The organism is Sporomusa termitida (genome assembly GCF_007641255.1).
In the GTDB taxonomy this organism is placed as follows: domain Bacteria; phylum Bacillota; class Negativicutes; order Sporomusales; family Sporomusaceae; genus Sporomusa; species Sporomusa termitida.
Genome location: NZ_CP036259.1, coordinates 4,028,934 through 4,047,409 on the forward strand (window position 1 = coordinate 4,028,934; position 18,476 = coordinate 4,047,409).

Here is an 18,476-nt window from a genome sequence, read left to right on the forward strand (position 1 = left end):
TACATCAGCATCGCTTGAATAAAAACCTCAATGAACGATAATGAAAACCTTTATCATTTGTGTTTAGGTGTATTATAATTAAATTAAAAAATAAGTTGTGTATCCCAGGTTACACACATTGGAGATGGAGCTAAAAATGGAGAATTTTTTCCCGGCGATCGCCAGTTGCCCGCTGTTTAAAAACTGCAGCCGCTCGGACCTGGAGCGGTTTCTGGAACAGGCCGGCTACAAAATCGGCAATTATAGAAAAAACCAGTTCATTTTCAGAATGGACCAGCCGATCACCGATGTGGGGATTATCCTCAAAGGCAGTGTCGAGGTGCAGAAGATCTTCCCGTCAGGCAAGGTTGTTAACCTGATCTGTAAGGAAAAAGGCGAATTATTCGCCGAAGGCACGATATTCTCCAGCCTGCCGGCCTATCCGTGCCAGGTCATAGCCCGGGCCACCACGGACGTTATGCTGCTTCCCAAACAATATCTGATCAGGGCCCTGGCTGACAACAGCGTGCTGCTGGCCAATTTTCTGGCCCTTATGGCCGACAAGCTTGTTTTTTTGAACAAAAAAATTGAGCTGTTGTCCTATTGCTCAATTCAAAGCAAAATTGCTTATTCGTTAGTGCATTGTATTGCCACCGCCGGCAATGCCGGCGTCATCAAGCTGCCGTATACGCAAAAAGCGTGGGCCGAGCATTTGAATGTGTCGCGCCCGTCCCTGTGCCGCGAGCTGAAAAACCTGTGCCAGGCCAAGATTCTCCTGGCCGACAAAGGAACAATCACCATTTTGCGGCAGGACAAACTAGAGGCACTGCTAAATGAATAAGCTGCAATAATAACACCGGCTTGGGCAAAATCGACGGAAACCTGGCCGCAACCGACGGCAGCCAGCATTATTTGCCAGTCCTCTTGCTCCGGCCCCGTGAGCTGAATACCAGTTCATACGAATGGTCGATCAACCCTTTGGTCTCCGCCGCGGGTATAGTTCCATTAAGCAACAGTGTGTTCCAGTGGCGTTTATTTAGGTGATACCCGGGAATAACGGCCGGATATTGCTGTCGCAACAGCTCAGAATAGTTGGGCTCGCATTTTAACGACAGAATATCCTGCCCCTGCCAGCGTGACAGCAGGGCAAAAATTTTACCGGCAACTCTGATGACAATGATGCCGGGGCCAAAAGGGTAATCCTCAATGGCTCCCAGTTTAGTCAGGCAATAGCAATAACATTCTTTAGAGTTCACAATTTCTCTCCTTTCTGCGGTTTGTCAGACTGACCCGCTGGCCGGGTTAAATCAGGGCTTTTTCCGCCGGCAGCGAGAAAAATGGGTGAGGCAAAACAAAAATCCACCCTATCCGATGATTGTGGATACGGCTGATTTGTGTTTTGCCTCTGTGATAAAGGTCCGTCCTCACTCATAGGATTAGCCGGTTTCATTAGCCTGTATGATAATTATAATCCTTTTTGGCGGTGATTAACAGTATTTTCAAATACAGAAGGTTATATCCCGGCCAACAAAACAAGCTGATATTGGAAAAAGCTCTCTGAACAAGAATCCGTTTCTGTTCAAAGAGCTCAGGCACCCAGAGTATTAATTTATGTCAATATGAAATTAACTGTTTTGTTGCTAGGCGCTGCCCTATAATACAGCTTTCCGCTAATGCAGCTATTCCGCACAAGAGTAAGGTACAATGGTTACCGGGCAACCGGCAGCGTTGACCACCCCATAGCTGACGCTGCCCAATACCCCGCCCAGCACCGGATGCATGCCCCGGGACCCCATAACAATCATCCGCATACCGGTGGTGGCACAGCCGGGCAGAACCGTATTGCCGGCCATTGCTTCCAGGCAAATCTGCTCTTTGGCATCACCGATCCGTAACCGGAGCTCATAGTCTATACCGGCCTCATCCAGTATCTTTCGCGCCGGGGCGGCAGTCTCTTCAAACAGCTGCTCCTGATACTCGCGGATTGTATTCTCTTTGAAAAACATTTTCGTATGGACGGTCTGAAAACTAGGCTGAACGTTGAGGACAATCAGTTTTTCCTGCAGCAGTTTCGCCATAGTAATTGCCAGTTGCAGCGCTTCGGTGGCATTCCTGGACCCATCGAACGGAACAAGGATATCTTTCTTCATAAAAACCTCCCGCTTTCCAGTCTCTTGTTTTATGGTAATTCGCCGCAGCCGCCGATTCTCCTTTTTGGCAAGAAACAGAAATTGAAACGCTGAGAAATTATAATTAATGTTTCGGCTTATAATAACGTTCCAATCCTATCTTCCACCAGCTCGACTATTTTTTGCGAATGGATCAGATTCTTCAAGGTATTGATATGAGGGTAAAGGTAGATATCTTCACTCATAACCGGCACGGTAAGGGCAATCTCCCCCAAGACAGCCTGAGCTGCAGTGGCCGGCAGTCTGTCCCCGTCTATGAATTGATGCGCCTGATATACAGACAATAGTTCAATTGCCAGGATAAATTCCAGTTTTTCCACAACCTGTCGCGCTTTCTTAACCGCATTATAGCCCATCGCCACATAATCTTCCTGATTGCCGCAGGTTGGTATCCCGTCAATGGTTGCCGGATGGGACAGGATCTTCATATCATTCAATAAGCCCGCCTGGGTATACTGTGGTATCATCAACCCGGAATTAAGGCCCGGTTTCCTGATAAGAAACCAGGGGTAGCCGGAGAGACTGCCGTCTACCAGCCGGTTATTTCGCCGCTCGGACATCTTGGCAAGAACGGTGGCGGCAATGCAGGCTGAGTCCAGTTCAATGCCCACATAGGAGGAATCCGCGTTGCAGCCGGAGATAGCTTCGCCGTCAGCGCCTTCGGGCCAGAGAATCGGGTTATCACAGCAAGAATTTATTTCTATTTCAATGGTTTTTAACGCATCTTTCAGAGTTTTCTTGGCAGCCCCGTGCAGTTGAGGTATACACCGCAGCGACAGCGCATCCTGCAAGCGGTAATCCCGGAAATGCGCCGCAATCTCCGAATCCTGCAGCACATTTCTTACATTAGCCGCTGTGCTGCGTTGGTCCTCATGCGGCCGGACGCTCATCAGCCTGTCATCAAAAGCGCGCGTAGTCCCTTTCAGGACTTCCAGCGTCAGCGCACCGATGATATCCGCGCTTTTTGCCGCATTTAGCATGTCATATAAGGCCAGCGAACCAATGGCCGTGACGCTGGTTGTGCCGGAAACCAGCACTAAGCCTTCCTTGGCCGCCAACACGGTTGGGGTAAGCCCTACCCGCCGCAGCGCTTCCTTGGCCGGCAGTAGTTCTCCGGCCACATAAGCCTGCCCTTCACCAATCAGCACCAACGCCATATGTGCTTCCGGGCTGAGATAACCGACAGATCCCTCCCCGGGGGCGAACGGTGTCAGACCAAGGTTTAGAAATTGCCGGTACAGCTCTACGGTTTCCAGCCGCGCCCCACAAAAGCCCTGGCCGACATTTTGCAAGACCATAAACATAGTCGCCCGCACTTCTTCCACTGATAAGGGCGAACCCACTGAGGTTGCGTGTGATATGACAATGTTTCTTTGCAGCTGGGCCGTTTCCGCCGGTGAAATCACCTGGGTGCAAAGGGCCCCGAAGCCGGTGGTGATACCATACATCACCCGGCCCTCACCGATCCATTTTTCCACCAACCCCCGGGCTTGGTTTACTCGCTGACAATACGCCTCAGAAAACTCCACCCTGGCACCAAAACGGGCAACCGCCACCAATTCTTTCATGGTCACCCGGCCGCCAAGAACCACTGTTGGCGTATTACGGGCATCTTTTTTTTCCACCATGTCTACTGCCTCCAGTGAAGGGGAAAAAACTGCCGTCTTTCCCCCTCCCATAATGTGCTGATCCTACTCTTCTACTTTATCGATGAAAAATACTTTAATAGCCGAAATCACTTGCAAAACAAAGATAAACAGTACCATAAACCCGCCGGCTGCCGCCAGGAATTTAACGCCGTCAACCCCCTGGGCGCCGCCGGCATAGGCAACCATAAAGAAAGAAATGGCTCCTATCGAAATACCCCACAGGCATTTTTGCCACAACGGCGGTTCTTCATCATGCTTGGAGTTTTTCGTGCATATCGACGCAATAGTGGTTGTCATTGCATCAGCGGCAGTGGAAAACGAAATGATAAGTGTAATCATAACTACCGGTATAAGAATAAAACCTAACGGCAAATTGGCCAGGAAAGCCCACAAGCCGGCCACCGCCCCGCTGGCTTTAATTGTGGCGATCAGGTCCACTACGCCTTTCATCTGCCATTCAATGGCTGTCGAACCCCAGATCCCGAACCAGACCAGACCAAAAACAGACGGCAGTATCCAGTTGATAATCATAAACTCACGAATGGTTCGTCCATAGGCAATCATAGCCAGGAAGATGCCTATCAGCGGCGCGTAGGCAATCCATATGGCCCAGTCATATAAGGTCCACCACATAACCAGCGCTTCGCCGCCGATATCACCCGGATCAAGGCCCCATAGCCAAAAGTTCTGCAGCCAATAAGCCAGGCTGGCTACCGAGTTTCGGCAGATATACAGCGTAGGTCCGACAACCACCAGAAATAGCAGGATACAATAAAATATTTTGGAGTTGAAAATAGCCAGCCACCTGATCCCTTTATCCACCCCCAATGCGGAAGCAATGGTAAACGTAGCTGTCGTAACTACCGCCAGGGCCAGCCAGATCACGGTTCCCTGTTTAATGCCGTAAGAGAGCTCTAAGCCGGATGCTACCAACGCAATCCCTGCTCCCAGGGAAGAAGCCAGACCCAAAGCAATAGCCAGCAAGGACAGTGTGTCAATCACATTTGGCCAGATTCCCTTAGTTATTTTTTCCCCGAACAAAGGGATCAAGGTTGAAGTCACCGATAACGCTTTCTTCTTGTTGAAGTACATATAGGCCACAAGCAAGCCGCAAAGAGAATACATTGCATAGGGTATAAACGACCAGTTATAAAAACAACGGGCAATCGCATAAATTGCGGCCAGCGGTGTTCCCGGCGCCACACCGGTCTGGGCCATTTCGCCGTATATATTGCCAAAATAAATGATTGGCTCATTGGCGCCATAAGTAATTACCCCCGTGGCAATCCCTCCCTGCAGCGCCATGGCAAACCAGGCCATAAACGGATACTTAGGCTTGGCATCTTTCCCGCCTAAACGGATACTGCCAAATTTGGAGAAGGTAACAATGGCCACAACAACTAAGGCTATAATGGCAATAACCTGATATAGCCAGCCAAATGTTCTTAATGACCAGAGAAATGAGTTCATGGCCACATCTGTCAGCAGCTTATTATCGACAATGCCGACTAAGGCAGCTCCCCCCACAACCAGAAAGGATGGCCAAAAAACACCTTTACGTATTTTCTTTGTTTCTACCGACACCTGAGTTTCCTCCCCTGCTTTTTGTTACGTCACCTGCTTAAACCGAAAAATCCCAGCTGCATTCACCTCCGCTTTATTTTCCATAAGAATATTCCATAAGATTACTATCGCAAAAATTATGCCAACTCTCAACCACGTCTCCCCTCGGCAGGACAATCCGGCCTAATATGCAGAATAAAAATGCTTTTCCTGCTACTTATGCTCTTAAATAAAACAATCGTTTGCAATTTTATAAAAAATTGCAAACGATTTAGGGTGAGTTGCTATATAATCTTGCCTAAAAAATTCGATTTTTAGTATTTGTATATTTAAATTGATATATATGCAAATTTTTTTTGCATCAATTGGGCAAAATTTAGACTAAAACTGCGGCAGCAGCAGACAAAATGACTGCCAAATAATCCGGCACCACTGATGAAAATTTTTGCGCTAGCCGCCGATACTTAGTTTCTTCATCCGGTACTGCAAGCTTTGCCTGCTTATCCCCAGCTGCTTGGCGCTGTTGGTAATATTCCCCGCTTTGGCTGTCAGCGTCCTGCAGATTAAGTCGTACTCGTACCGTTCCATACATTCAGCAAAAGTCCCGGCGGCTTCAGGCCTGGCCGGCTTCCCACCCCCTCCCGGCGCCGTTAGGGAGCTGCTCCCTTCTAATAGTAAATAACCAGGGAGACATTCCATTGTCAGGATGCCGGCGTCATCGGCCGTACGGTTAACGGCATATTCAAGGACATGGTGAAGTTCCCTTACATTTCCCGGCCACTCGTATTGTTGAAGCACGGCCAGCACTTCGGCCGCAATAGCCAGTGGTTCCCGCTGATACTGCCGGCACAACCCCTGCAGGAAAGTTCGGGCCAGCAAACTAATGTCCTGGCCCCGGTCTTTTAAGGCAGGCAGATCAATTCTGATGGTTGATAGCCGGTAATAAAAATCCATGCGGATTTTTTGCTGCTGCATCAGGCTGTTGAGATCCTCATTCGCGGCCGAGATGATCCGCACGTCACATTGGATATATTTACTGCCACCCACCCTTTGCAGCCGCTTTTCCTGCAATACCCGCAAGAGCTTAGCCTGTATCTCCGGACTGATGGAATTGACTTCGTCAAGAAAAATTGTCCCGCCATTCGCCATTTCAAACAGGCCGGCCTTGCTAAGGCTGCCTGTAAAAGCTCCTTTTTCAGTACCGAAGAACATGCTCTCAAACAGATTGCCCGGCACGGCGCTGCAATTAACATCTATAAAGGGCTTATACCTTCTGGCGCTAAACGAGTGTAGGCTCTGCGCCACAAGTTCTTTGCCGGTTCCGGTAGCCCCCACCAGCAGGATGGACGAATCAGTCAGCGATACCTTTTTGGCAAAATGAATCATATCTTTCATATTTTCGGCCTCATGCACAATATCATCAAAGGTATACAGGGCCGGCTGCTGCCCAGGGTCGGTACTGCCGATGTATGCTTCCAGATTAAAAGTCCTGGTTTTAAGCTGCCTTAGTACAGATATATCACTTTCAAAAACAACGGCGCCATATAGAGTGTTGTCAATAATTAAAGGATAGCCGGAATTAATGGTAGTCAGGATTGTCCCGTTTTTCATCTTAAAACGGTCGCACCGGTTGGCAACCGGTTTTTTTGTGCGCAAAATTGTCAGAACCGTGCTGTATTCTTCATTCACATCGTAAATATCAAGCAAGTGCTTGCCCAGATAATCACAGCTATTATATCCCTCCAGGGCCTCACTGGCGGGATTGGCAAACAGGAAATTCCCGTTGCGGTCGTAGATTTGCACGCCCTCGGCCAGATGCCCGTAAATCTGCTTGTAAAAATCAAGCAATACGCCGCTATTGCTTAAATATAACACGCTTCCATCCGGTTCGGCGACACACTGATAGCGAAAAAACTTGTTATTAAGCTCCACAATCCCCTGCTCTTTTAGCTCAGCCCCCAACACATGGTTGATTGGCTGATCGATTAGGCCGGCACAGATACCGTCTGCCAGCAGCGCCGGAGTATTCCCCACCGGCTGCACTGCCTTTATTCGAAAATCAGCATTAAGTGTAATGATCAAATCAAGCACCGCTGTGCAGACCCCCATTTCTCCTGTTTCTCAGCCGGACAACAGCCCCGGTATTAGTATATTTTTTATAATGAGTAGTGAATAACCATACTTAACCGTACGAGCCCGGTACCGGGGTTATGATAGGTATGGCGCTTATCAGCCCGGAAGGTTACCGAGTCGCCTTTCGGAACAATATATTCTTTATCGTTCGTCAGTAAAGTCAATTCGCCCTCGGCAACAGTAATAAACTCCTGGGTCTTGTCGCCATGGGTATCTGTGCTCAATCGCCCGCCCGGCTCTATTTCCACGATATACATTTCAAACCGGCGGTCATCCGCATAGGGGAAAACAGGGTACACCTTACAGCGGCCGTGATCCTCAACAAGCGGATCAATCTCAGCCTTATGCACAACCATTGCCTCGTCCTGGGGAGAATTAATGATTGAAGTAAAAGAGACTTTCAGCCCTGTGGCAATTTTCCAGATGGTGTTGATTGTGGGACTGGACTCCCCCCGTTCGATCTGCCCCAGCATTGATTTGCTGACCCCTGTAATGTCCGCAGCCTTCTCAAGGCTTAATTTCTTCTCCGCTCGAATCTGTTTCAGATTATTGGCGATGATCAAATTTAAGTCCTGCAAAATTTACCCCCTCTGCCTTGTAATCTGCCGATTCTATGTTATACTATCTATAATACGTTATATGGATCATATTATACGTTATAACGCACAAGGTGATCTTGTTTATTTTTAATTATAGCATATTGCGGAATGTTTTTACTATTGCTCTGACGGAGGGGAAAAATGAAAAGCAAGGTCCACAGCTTCCAGGAGGGGTTGATCGCCGGCCTCCCCCTTGTTATTGGTTATTTCCCGGTAGCCATGGCCTTTGGCCTGCTGGCCAAAACAGTCAATATTTCCCTGTTGGACAGCTGCCTGTTTTCCCTGCTGGTCTTTGCCGGGGCCAGCCAGTTTATGGCGTTAGACCTTATTAAAGCCGGGATTGCTATGGGCGATATTGTGCTCGCGACCTTGCTGCTTAATCTGAGGCATGCCATGATGAGCGCCTCGCTCGCCGTACGCCTTACAGACGTAAAAAAGCGCTGGCTGCCATTGCTGGCTTTTGGTATTACTGATGAAAGTTTTGCGGTGGCCGCTGTACAGCCGGGCAAACTGAGTGTGCCTTTTTTGCTGGCTTTACAGGGATTTAGCTATATGTCCTGGGTTGCCGGCACTGTCGCCGGCTATCTGCTGGGCAGTGCCCTGCCGGTATCAGTGAAGACCGCGCTGGGAGTGGGCCTTTATGCCATGTTTACGGCAATCCTGGTGCCTGAGATCAGGAAGTCGGCCAATATTCTGTGGTTAGCGCTACTGGCAGGAATGATCTATGCAGCCAACCACTTCTTTACCCTGCTTCCGTCCGGCTGGGGCCTGATTGCAGCGATTATCCTGGCTTCACTGGCCGGCCTCTTGTTATTACCCGGCAAAGCCAGGGAGGAACAGCCATGACGAGCCATTTACCGTTAATCCTGGCCATGCTGCTTGTTACCTTCGGGCCCAGGCTCCTCCCCTGGCTGCTATTAGCAAAGCGGCCGTTGCCGCCTTTATTGCGGCGGTTTCTTCTCTATATCCCCTACACGGCGCTGGGCGCGTTAATTGTCAAGGGAGTCCTGGAAGCACCGGCGGCAATGACGGCAGCAACCCTGGCGGGCATAGCCGCAGCGGCCGCCTGTTCCTGGTACCGGGGCGGCCTGGTATCCTCTGTCTCAGCCGCAATCATTGCCGTATTCCTGCTCCTGTCGTATCAATAGAGCTCAGTCTTTTTCATTTAGCTACCCTGCTGATATTTTAAGGATGTTTCCTGACTCATCGAACTGCATGGGTTTCTCTTCTGTCAATAATTCTAAATTAGATCTGACTAATACTTCTGGAAGCAGGCTTGCAGAGACCTCAATAACCTCAACCTCATTCGTATTGCGAATATGGACAACTCTGGCGTTTTCCGGCTTAGTAATGCCAATGCAGGTTAACGCGGCTCCGATACTTTCCTTTTCGGTAGCAAAATATATAGGTAATCTCCCTTTTTCGGGAGACTGGGCTGTAATACAATTAAAGTAAGTAGACCATAAATCCAGTTTATCCACCAGTTTTTTGGTTGTAAAGTCTGCCAGACCGATACCGGTAGCCATGCCATGACTTTCCACGGTGGTATCCAGTACAACAATTCGCTTTATGACCGGTTTCTCCGGTTCTTTCTGACCAAAAACCTGAATGCGGCCGATAACGTTGGCATCCATGCCGGAACCGCTGATGTTTTTACCCATTTCCTCAACAATAAGCACATCGATTGCTTCGAAAGGTATCTTGCCCAGGCTCGCCTTTGCCAGCTTTAGCAATTTTTTTTCCGCCTCCATAATTTCATCAGGCAGCATAGCTTTGATATGCGCTGTTTCGTGATAATAGTTTTCTACCGTAGCGATGGCAAAGGCTACCGGCAACTGCTTTATGATATAGGCACCCACCTCGGTAATCGTTTGTTCATAACCATAATCCAGCGAATACTGGTGTACGGCCAAAGCCCCCTGCGGGTTTCCGATCCCGATTGCGCAAATTTTATGGATGCCGCTTTCGATCTCGCCCTCAAATTCGGTATGTTCCTTGACCCGGTTAAAAAGAATGAGTTTATCTAGTTGCCCTGATAGTGTTATATCATTAACATACACAGGTATTCCCTGCTTAGTCGTTCCTATTTGACTGGCTTTATCACAGGCAAGGACCGGAGCATTAAGCGCTTCCGCCCTGATCCCCAGCGAATTTAGCATTTCAACCTGCCCGGCAGCAGTACCGCCGCCATGTGAGCCCATTGCCGGTAAAATAAAAGGTTCGCCGCCAACTTGCTTCACTGCTTCAATTATCACTTCCACGATAATTTTCAGATTGGCTACCCCCCGGCTGCCAACAGTTATGCCAACCTTTTCTCCAGGCTTTATCCGGCCAGCCACGTTGATTGATTCTAATTCTTCCCTGACTGCACCTTTAATATCGTTAATGGCTGTTTGCGCTATAATTTGTTTTACCCTCGCCATTTTAGGAAACTTAACAGTTTCTGCGTACATAAATTTCCTCCTAGCAAATTACTTATTTACAGGTGTCCCCTTTTATAGTACCACCATGGAACTGGAGGAGAGTCAAGGAACCGTCCCTTGACTCTCGCAGACCAGAACCTTTCATTTTTTTGATTATCTTGAATATTTAGTATATTACAGGCAGGTAGAAGGAGCCCCGTTAGGTTTTGCTTCACCACGCTTAAGCGGGATATCCGGCTTAACAAACAGCCAAGCGATAATTCCAATTACTGCCGATACCGCGGTTACGATTATAGCCGCCTGCCAGCCATAATTAGTGGCTATCCAGGCTGTGAGCAGCGGGGCTATTACCCCACCAATATTCCCCCAGAAATTCATCCAGCCGGAGACAGAGCCCGAGAATTTCCCGCCAAGATCAATACAGGCTGACCAACTGGCCGGGAATGCCAGGCCCAGCGATCCTAATGACAAAGTGAGCAAAAAAACATTCAGCGTCGGATTCGTGGCAATGGCCCCCAAATAAAGGAATAATGAACAAAGCACTAATCCGGTTATCCCCAGGTAAGATCTTGCCTTAGCTTTGGAAGCGCCTGCTGCCACCAGCCGGTCGCTGAATGCACCTACCGAGAGGGTCACAATACACAATGCCGCCCACGGAAACGAGGCAGCAATACCCATTTTGGCCAGCGAAAAATTCTGAGCCTCCATAAGATATAAGGGCAGCCAGGCAAGATATACATACATGATATAATCCACGATGAAATATTGAATCCCAATAGCCCAAAATTGCGTTGAAGTTATAAAGCTTTTCCACGGCGCAAGCTCTTTCTTATCCTCCTCTGCTGCATTGCGGCCTTCATCAATGTACTTTAATTCCTCGGCCGACACATAAGGACTTTCTTTCGGGGAATTTTTGGCAAAGATCATCCAGGCGACGGCGATAAGAAGACCGGCCACACCAAAGATGACAAATACGGAACGCCAGCCAAAGGCCAGCATCAAAGCTACGGTTGCTGCCGGTCCAAATACAGGACCAACGAAAGCACCGCTAAGCATAATGGATGATGCTTTCCCTTTTTCAGCCGGATTAAACCACCGGGCGATAAACGTACTGAGCGCCGGATAAACAGGACCTTCACCTAAGCCAAACGCCCCCCTGACAATTACCCACTGGGAAAATGTGCTGGCTGCGGCAGTAAGAGCTGTAAACACAGACCACCAGGTAACGGCGGCCACAACAACGATCCGGTGACGAAAATACTCCGCCAGTATGCCTCCGGGCACTTGCATAGCAGCATAGCCCATAAAAAAGACTGTTTGAAAAAAACCAATATCCATCTTGGTAAAATTAAATTCCCGCATAATTTCTGGTGTGGCCACCGATAGATTGACCCGGTCCATATAAGACATAAAGGTTATAAGGAACATTAATACCGCTAATACCCATCTGAAATTTTTTTTCACTTTTTGGCCCCCTTTTTCCATTTCACACGAATGCAATGACTAATCCCCGTCTTAGCTAAATTACCGTGTTCTGTGAAGGGACACTCCATAATAAACGAAGGTATCGTTACTACCTGCGGCGTTCTTTCACTGACTTATCTACACCATCCACGGATACTGGGTATATGGTTTGAGGACAAAAATCGGATAGTGCGTGCTTACCTTTCCAGCCAGCCACTCCGGTATTACAACACTATGAATAGGCACTGCCAGCTCCGCGGACGCAGCCTCGGCGATAGCCAATCCAGTTTGAATATGTTGCTCGTTGGTTCCACCCGCCAGATTGGTATTACTAATAATTCCGGTTATTTTCAACCTGGATGCATGTTCAATACAGTGAAATAACTCTACGATAGCCGCCACCGTGCTCGTGAAAGGGCGGCATGTATTTACGACCAACATCGCCTGATATGGATTACTGGCAAACAACTTGCTAAACTGTCCTAGAACAATAGCAGCTTTCCCTCCACCTACATCCATTACCACTTGGTAATCCTGTTGACTTAGTACTCTAGTCAAATTATGTGGCAAAACCGGAAGATCAGCATTTTCCAGGCGCTGTTCTGGAGCTACGACCTCTATTTCATTTTTCTCTAGCAATTTTCGATTTTCCCGGGTACGAAAGCAGGGTTTTACGAGATCAATATCTACTATTGCTGTTTTACAACCCAGTGCTTTGATTTGCAATGCATAGTTTACAGCTAGTTCGGTCTTGCCACTGCCAAATTCACCAAGAAATATTTTTACTCTCGCCCCTTGCAGCAACGGACTATCGACAGCTTGCATGAGATTTCACCTTCCGTTTCTTAACCTGTAAAAACCCTGTTTATACTTATTTAGCAGGTGTACTCACCTTACCAGCCTCATATGCTTTCGCCAGCAGTTGTACGACATGAACGCAGTCCTGAGTTTTGCCATTCTGCACCAGTCCGTCAATAATGTGCATCCGGCAGGAACCGCAGCTGGTTGCGACGGTATCGGCAGCGGTAGCTGCTATGTCGGCAATTTTGCGGTCATTAATTTTCCGGGCAACCTCATAATGAACCAAACTGAACGAGCCGCCGGCGCCACAGCAGCGGGCAGGTTCTTTCATTTCTATGAAGCTTACACCAGGGATAGCAGCAAGAATTGCCCGTGGTTGGGTAGTTACCTTAATCCCCCGGGCCATATGGCAGGGGTCATGCATGGTCACTGCGGCGTTTATCGGCCCCAGCTTATCCTTGCGGAATTTGACGATATCCACAAGAAATTCACTGATTTCATAGGTCTTAACTGCTAATTTTTTAGCCCGCGCTTGTAATTCGGGGTCATCGTCAAACAGTTCCGGGTACTCAATCTTAAAGGCTTCGGCGCAGGACCCGCAGGCGGCGACGATATAATCGGCATGGGCCCGCTCGAAGGTCTCGATATTGTGTTTCGCAAATATTTTAGCTAATTCGACATCACCGGCCATGTAAACAGGGGTACCGCAGCAGTGCTGCCTGGCCGGCATGGTGATCTCCGCATCGTTGGCCTTAAGCACATTGATGACGGCCCGGCCAATGTCGGTGTATACATAGTTAATGGTACAACCAGTGAAGAAAGCCACTTTCATCCGCGGCTTCTCTATGGGCATGGTTTCAGGAAATTGACTGCGTAGCGGCGTTGACGCAAAGGGTGCCAAAACACGCCGCCGGTCCAGACCGGGCAGGGGAAAGCGGGCAACAACAGCCAAATGTCCAGGCAGTTTTTTCATCTGCAGCGGACCAAACAGGCCGGCCATACGCAGCGCCAGGTCAAAGAGGGTTCGATTAGCCAGCAGCTTAAATATCTTTTTCTTAATAGGGTTTAGACCGCGGGCTTTAACCGCCGCCTGGCGGCCGCGTAAGATAAGCTCGTCAGCTTTAACGCCGCAAGGGCATTTGGCCGCACAGGCTTTACAGGATACGCACATAGCCATCCGCGCATCAAAACCCTCAGTGATCTGGGCATTACCGCTCAACACCGCCTCGATCAGCGAAATTTTTCCCCGGGCCACCGCCGCTTCGCTTTGAATCTCCTTATAGACCGGACATACCTCCATGCAATTGCCGCATTTCATGCAGTTGGCGATGGCATCTTCGATATCTGCCAATAATTGCTTATCCTTGTTCATACCTTAACACTCCCCGACAAGCTTGCCTGGATTAAGGATGCAATTAGGATCCAAAGCTTTTTTTATAGTACGCATAGTGCGTATACCTACCGCGCCGAATTGATCTTCCATGTATTTTAGTTTTCCGAGACCAATGCCATGTTCACCACTTAGCGTCCCCCCCAGTCTGATAGCAGTAGTGAAGATTTCATCCATGGCCTGATAGACCCGCTCCATCTCCGCTTTATCGCGCAGGTCGCAAACAATCGTCGGGTGCAGATTACCGTCGCCGGCATGGCCGAAAGTACCGATGGTCACATTATATTTGGCAGCAGCCTGGTTTACTGCCCGGATCATATCCGGCACTTTACTGCGCGGTACAGTAGCGTCTTCCGTAAAGGTAGTGGGACGCAGTTTGGCCAGGGCCGGCAGCGCCGCCCGCCGGGCCGCCCAGATTTTATCACGTTCTGCGGCATCTTGGGCCACCTGGATTTTATCAGCATGATTAGCCTTAAGCACTTCAGTTACTTTAGCAGCTTCTTTTTCTACGACTTCGGGAATGCCGTCTACTTCAATAAGCAAAACCGCCTCAGCCTCGATAGGAAGCCCCACTTTGGCATAATCCTCGACGGTACGGATAGTAGCGTTATCCAATATCTCCAGGGTTGCCGGAATGACTTTACTGGCGATAATGGCGGCTATGGCCTTACCCGCGTTGTCCAAATTTGAGAAAATCGCCATCATCGATTTTTTAGCCTCCGGCGCCGGGACCAGTTTTACAATAATCCTGGTAATAACCCCCAAAGTCCCTTCTGCGCCGGTAAATAGCTTGGTTAAGTCATAGCCGGCGACATCTTTTACATTTTTGCCACCGGTTTTGAGAATACTGCCGTCGGCAAGAACAACTTCCAATCCCATAACATAATGTTTTGATACGCCATACTTAAGACCACGCAGGCCACCCGCGTTTTCCGAAACCGTGCCGCCAAGGGTTGCCGTGGTTACTGTACCGGGATCAGGCGGATAAATCAGCCCGAATTCTTCGACCGCCTTGTTAAGCTCGGCAACGATAACCCCCGGTTCAGCGATGGCAACCAGATTGGCATCATCAACCTCAATGATTTTGTTGAACCGGGTCATAAGCAAAACAATACCACCCTTGGTGGGGACCGTACCCGCACTCAGATTCGTACCCGAGCCCCGGGGATAGACTGGTATCTTTTCATTATTGGCCAATATCAGCACTCGCGAAACTTCGTCTGTGTCAGCAGGAGATACGACGGCTTCCGGCATATGGGAAAAACCTGGTGTGGCGTCGTAGGCGTAGCATAACAGATCTTCTTTACTTGTTAGAATATTTTGCTCGCCCACAATTTTTTTCAGGTCATTTATTAGTCGGCTTTCCATATCTGTCCTCCTTGTTATTTCAATACCGGCACAGTATTTGCCGCAGCCGCCATTACCGTAATAGTGTAATCATCACGCCCCAGCTTCTCTTTAGCCAGCGCCAGGGCTTCGGCGACAGTAGTCGCCGGAATCATGCCTGCTTTGCTGATAAACCCGGCATTCTCCTGCCTGGTAACAATGATCAGCGATAATTGGCGGGCTATATCTAATAATCTATAGGCCAGAAATCCGGGAATTGTGAAATTAGCCCTTAGCGCCATCTCATGCTCTAACATTGTTGGATATTTAAACCAGTCGCTAAACTCAGCCGGTTCCGTAATATCGGGCAGTTCCAGGCAGCAAATAACGACTCCGCCTGGTTTGGCAGCCATATAAGCATTGTCAATTGTCTTTACACCCTGGTATAGGTTAATATCTTTCGGGAAGCCGCCGGCAGACGAGACTACCAAATCAGCCTGGGCAGTAATGGGAATACCATATATTTCATCCACCATTTTCGTACCGGCCAGCCAGGCTTCGTACCAGTGGCCGGCAACAAACCGGGCAAACTTATTCTCTGGCGTAAACACGGCATTAAGTAAAAAGTCCGGCCTCGCCAAAGCAGCCTGCTCAATCATATCTTCATTCATTTCATTTTCCTCAAGCTTACCGGCAATACAGTTTGGGTTCAGACCCTTGCCAACTTCTTTATTCATGCAAAACAGATGATTGCCCTGGATGGTCTTAAAGCCGCTGATCCCCGGTAATATTGCTTTGCGCCCGCCACCGAAACCAGCCATTAGGTGGTGAACAATGCCACCAGTCAAAATCATCTTGTCGGCCCCGGCCACTCGCTTATTAATGTAACAATCGACGCCGCCTTTGGTCTTACCGGTATACACCAGTTCCTCTTGCTTGTGGCAGTCGTGGTTATAGACAGCAACCCGATGACAGACCTTCTCCCCGCAAAGTACAACAAACTCTGCTTGCGTATTCAACCGGTGGGCACCGGGAGCAATGATGATAAATATGTTCTGATCAGGAACGCCGGCATCATTCAATTCATCAAGCAAGACCGGGAGAAATTGATCAAAGTTAACCCAGGCCCGCGTAATATCACTGACAACCACGGCAACCTTATCACCAGGTTTAACAACCTCCTTAAGCGGCGGGGTTCCGATCGGATTGCGAAGCGCCGCGCGTACCGCCGCCGGCACATCAACAATGGCCGGGCAAGGCTTGCCCAAAACATTGTTGATAATTTTTTCAGCAGGCAGGCTTACCTGTAGCTTGCTATTTCCATAACCAAACTCAAATACTGTTTCCGCCATAAAAAATACCTCCTACACTTAAATTTGATCTGATCTCTACGTTACCAGGGGCTGTTCACTAGTACTTTTTTAGCGATAAGATGGCCATGCAAAACGCTCCCAGAACTGCTACTCCCACTAAGAACATCAGTCCCCCCACATATCCGCCGGTTACACTAATAAAATAGCCAATCAATACCGGGGCAAACGCTGAGCCGGCATTGGCCAGACCGTTCATCGAACCAGTAGCCGCACCTACCGCTTTAGAAGGAACGATTTGCTGTAATATCGTCCAGGATTGCGGTAAGGCCAGAGCAATTGAGGCGATACCAGCGGAAATCATTAAAGCTGCCGTAAGATTGTCCGGGGCATGAGCGCCAAAGTAAATCCCCAGAGCAGCACCAATATGGCCAAAACAAATGAACGGTGCTCTTCGGCCCCATTTATCTGCCAGGTGACCAAAAACCAGTAGACTTACCCCCCCCAGCACATACGGCAGTGCAGCAAGTGCCCCCATAGCATTCCAGGAGAAGCCCCGCGCCTCTTTGAGATAATTGGGCAGCCAGGCCATTGTTCCCCACCAAATAGATGCTACGCAAAAATAATTGACGGTCAGCAGCCAAAAGCGATAGTCTGTTGCAAAGCTCTTAATGCGTTGGGCCAGGGTTTCGGTAGCAATCCCTTTTTGCTGTTCAGCCTCAGCCTTCAGTCCACTTTCAATCCAGTCAAGCTCTAACTTATTTACCCGTTTATGCTGGCGGGGGTGATCAGTAACGTAAAACCATATAATCAGCAATGGTATCATGCCTAAGATGACTAATGAGAAGAAGGTGCCACGCCAGCCCCACGCCGCTAGAACCCAGCTAAAGAAAGGCATTGCCAGAGCCGGTCCTCCCATAAGGCCAATAAGCCATACTGCATTGGCTTTGCCACGTTCACCTGGCGGAAACCAGTTTTTAACAAAACTGCTTTGCATTGGCCAGTGCATCCCTTCGCCGATACCCAAAATAACACGCGACACCAGCAGCGTTGTGAAAACTGCAGCAAAACCACCGATAGCAACTGACACTGTCCATAACAAAATAGATAACGACATTGCTTTTCGCGGCCCCATCCAGTCTCCCAGGGGGCTAAGCAAGATATTCGCCAGCCCGTAAGCGATAAGAAAGAGCGTCATAATCAAGCCCATCCGGACTGGATCACCTTTGATTCCCATTTCCGTGAGGAAGGCATTATCCGCTAAAAGTATCGAGACATTCACCCGATCCCAATAAGCAATCAGTAATGTCAGTAGCAGAATAAGTACTAATACCCATCTTTCCTTGGTTGGCTTGACACCCGCCGTCTGCCGCGCGTCGTTTATGGTACTCACATATAGCCCCTCCCAATTATAAAGTTTTGCGCCTGGGGAAAATCTAAAACCTCCTCTCTCATTTCTATTTTCCTGGAAAATAAAAGAGCATTGCGGCTCAAGGCTTACCTTGAGCCGTTTTTATTTTTCCACCAGCAAAACCTTGAATAATAATTAGGTAGAGTGCCAACGTTTTGTTGGGGAACAAATCAAAAGTAGACGGAACATATTAGATGCTTACTATTCTTAATCTTCAATTAATTAAAGCGATAATCCTT

Annotated in this window: 16 protein-coding genes; 3 read left to right on the forward strand and 13 right to left on the reverse strand. The window is 48.7% G+C overall.

Translation table 11 applies throughout. The features are described from left to right. Positions 1-136 precede the first annotated feature (136 nt). The gene (locus SPTER_RS18845; RefSeq protein WP_246105360.1) at positions 137-820 is read left to right on the forward strand and encodes a Crp/Fnr family transcriptional regulator; all 684 of its coding nucleotides are present in this window, start codon (positions 137-139) and stop codon (positions 818-820) included. Positions 821-887: 67 nt separating this feature from the next. Here SPTER_RS18845 and SPTER_RS18850 read toward each other — a convergent pair whose 3' ends face one another. From SPTER_RS18850 to SPTER_RS18875, 6 genes are all read right to left on the reverse strand, one after another. Next, a complete protein-coding gene (locus SPTER_RS18850; RefSeq protein WP_246105361.1) occupies positions 888-1,235 on the reverse strand; it encodes an MmcQ/YjbR family DNA-binding protein in 348 nt (115 codons plus the stop codon). A gap of 423 nt (positions 1,236-1,658) precedes the next feature. Next, entirely contained in the window at positions 1,659-2,129 is a 471-nt protein-coding gene (locus tag SPTER_RS18855; RefSeq protein ID WP_144351805.1) for a universal stress protein, read from the reverse strand. 116 nt (positions 2,130-2,245) lie between these two features. Continuing rightward, positions 2,246-3,796, reverse strand: coding sequence for an HAL/PAL/TAL family ammonia-lyase (locus SPTER_RS18860; RefSeq protein WP_144351806.1), 1,551 nt, complete (start codon positions 3,794-3,796; stop codon positions 2,246-2,248). A gap of 63 nt (positions 3,797-3,859) precedes the next feature. Beyond that, on the reverse strand, positions 3,860-5,401 hold the full coding sequence (locus SPTER_RS18865; RefSeq protein WP_144351807.1) for a BCCT family transporter: 1,542 nt from the start codon (positions 5,399-5,401) through the stop codon (positions 3,860-3,862). A gap of 429 nt (positions 5,402-5,830) precedes the next feature. After that, entirely contained in the window at positions 5,831-7,489 is a 1,659-nt protein-coding gene (locus SPTER_RS18870; RefSeq protein ID WP_144351808.1) for a sigma-54 interaction domain-containing protein, read from the reverse strand. A gap of 47 nt (positions 7,490-7,536) precedes the next feature. Then, complete coding sequence (locus SPTER_RS18875) at positions 7,537-8,091, reverse strand: helix-turn-helix domain-containing protein (protein ID WP_144351809.1); 555 nt, start codon at positions 8,089-8,091, stop codon at positions 7,537-7,539. A 162-nt stretch (positions 8,092-8,253) separates the two neighbouring features. Between SPTER_RS18875 and SPTER_RS18880 the strand changes: the two genes are divergently transcribed. Beyond that, a complete protein-coding gene (locus SPTER_RS18880) occupies positions 8,254-8,958 on the forward strand; it encodes an AzlC family ABC transporter permease (protein ID WP_144351810.1) in 705 nt (234 codons plus the stop codon). Continuing rightward, on the forward strand, positions 8,955-9,260 hold the full coding sequence (locus tag SPTER_RS18885) for an AzlD domain-containing protein (protein WP_144351811.1): 306 nt from the start codon (positions 8,955-8,957) through the stop codon (positions 9,258-9,260). The genes SPTER_RS18880 and SPTER_RS18885 overlap by 4 nt, the downstream gene beginning before the upstream one ends. A 21-nt stretch (positions 9,261-9,281) precedes the next feature. Here SPTER_RS18885 and SPTER_RS18890 read toward each other — a convergent pair whose 3' ends face one another. From SPTER_RS18890 to SPTER_RS18920, 7 genes are all read right to left on the reverse strand, one after another. After that, complete coding sequence (locus SPTER_RS18890) at positions 9,282-10,565, reverse strand: nickel pincer cofactor-dependent isomerase, group 22 (RefSeq protein ID WP_144351812.1); 1,284 nt, start codon at positions 10,563-10,565, stop codon at positions 9,282-9,284. Between the two features lie 144 nt (positions 10,566-10,709). Beyond that, on the reverse strand, positions 10,710-11,999 hold the full coding sequence (locus SPTER_RS18895; protein WP_246105362.1) for an MFS transporter: 1,290 nt from the start codon (positions 11,997-11,999) through the stop codon (positions 10,710-10,712). A 138-nt stretch (positions 12,000-12,137) separates the two neighbouring features. After that, positions 12,138-12,824, reverse strand: coding sequence for a hypothetical protein (locus SPTER_RS18900; RefSeq protein WP_144351813.1), 687 nt, complete (start codon positions 12,822-12,824; stop codon positions 12,138-12,140). Between the two features lie 46 nt (positions 12,825-12,870). Continuing rightward, the gene (locus SPTER_RS18905; RefSeq protein WP_144351814.1) at positions 12,871-14,172 is read right to left on the reverse strand and encodes a (Fe-S)-binding protein; all 1,302 of its coding nucleotides are present in this window, start codon (positions 14,170-14,172) and stop codon (positions 12,871-12,873) included. A 3-nt stretch (positions 14,173-14,175) separates the two neighbouring features. After that, entirely contained in the window at positions 14,176-15,558 is a 1,383-nt protein-coding gene (locus tag SPTER_RS18910; RefSeq protein ID WP_144351815.1) for an FAD-binding oxidoreductase, read from the reverse strand. A gap of 14 nt (positions 15,559-15,572) precedes the next feature. Beyond that, on the reverse strand, positions 15,573-16,868 hold the full coding sequence (larAH10, locus tag SPTER_RS18915; protein ID WP_144351816.1) for an NPN-dependent 2-hydroxyacid racemase, LarAH10 family: 1,296 nt from the start codon (positions 16,866-16,868) through the stop codon (positions 15,573-15,575). A 58-nt stretch (positions 16,869-16,926) separates the two neighbouring features. Then, entirely contained in the window at positions 16,927-18,219 is a 1,293-nt protein-coding gene (locus SPTER_RS18920) for an MFS transporter (protein WP_246105363.1), read from the reverse strand. Between the last annotated feature and the right edge of the window lie 257 nt (positions 18,220-18,476).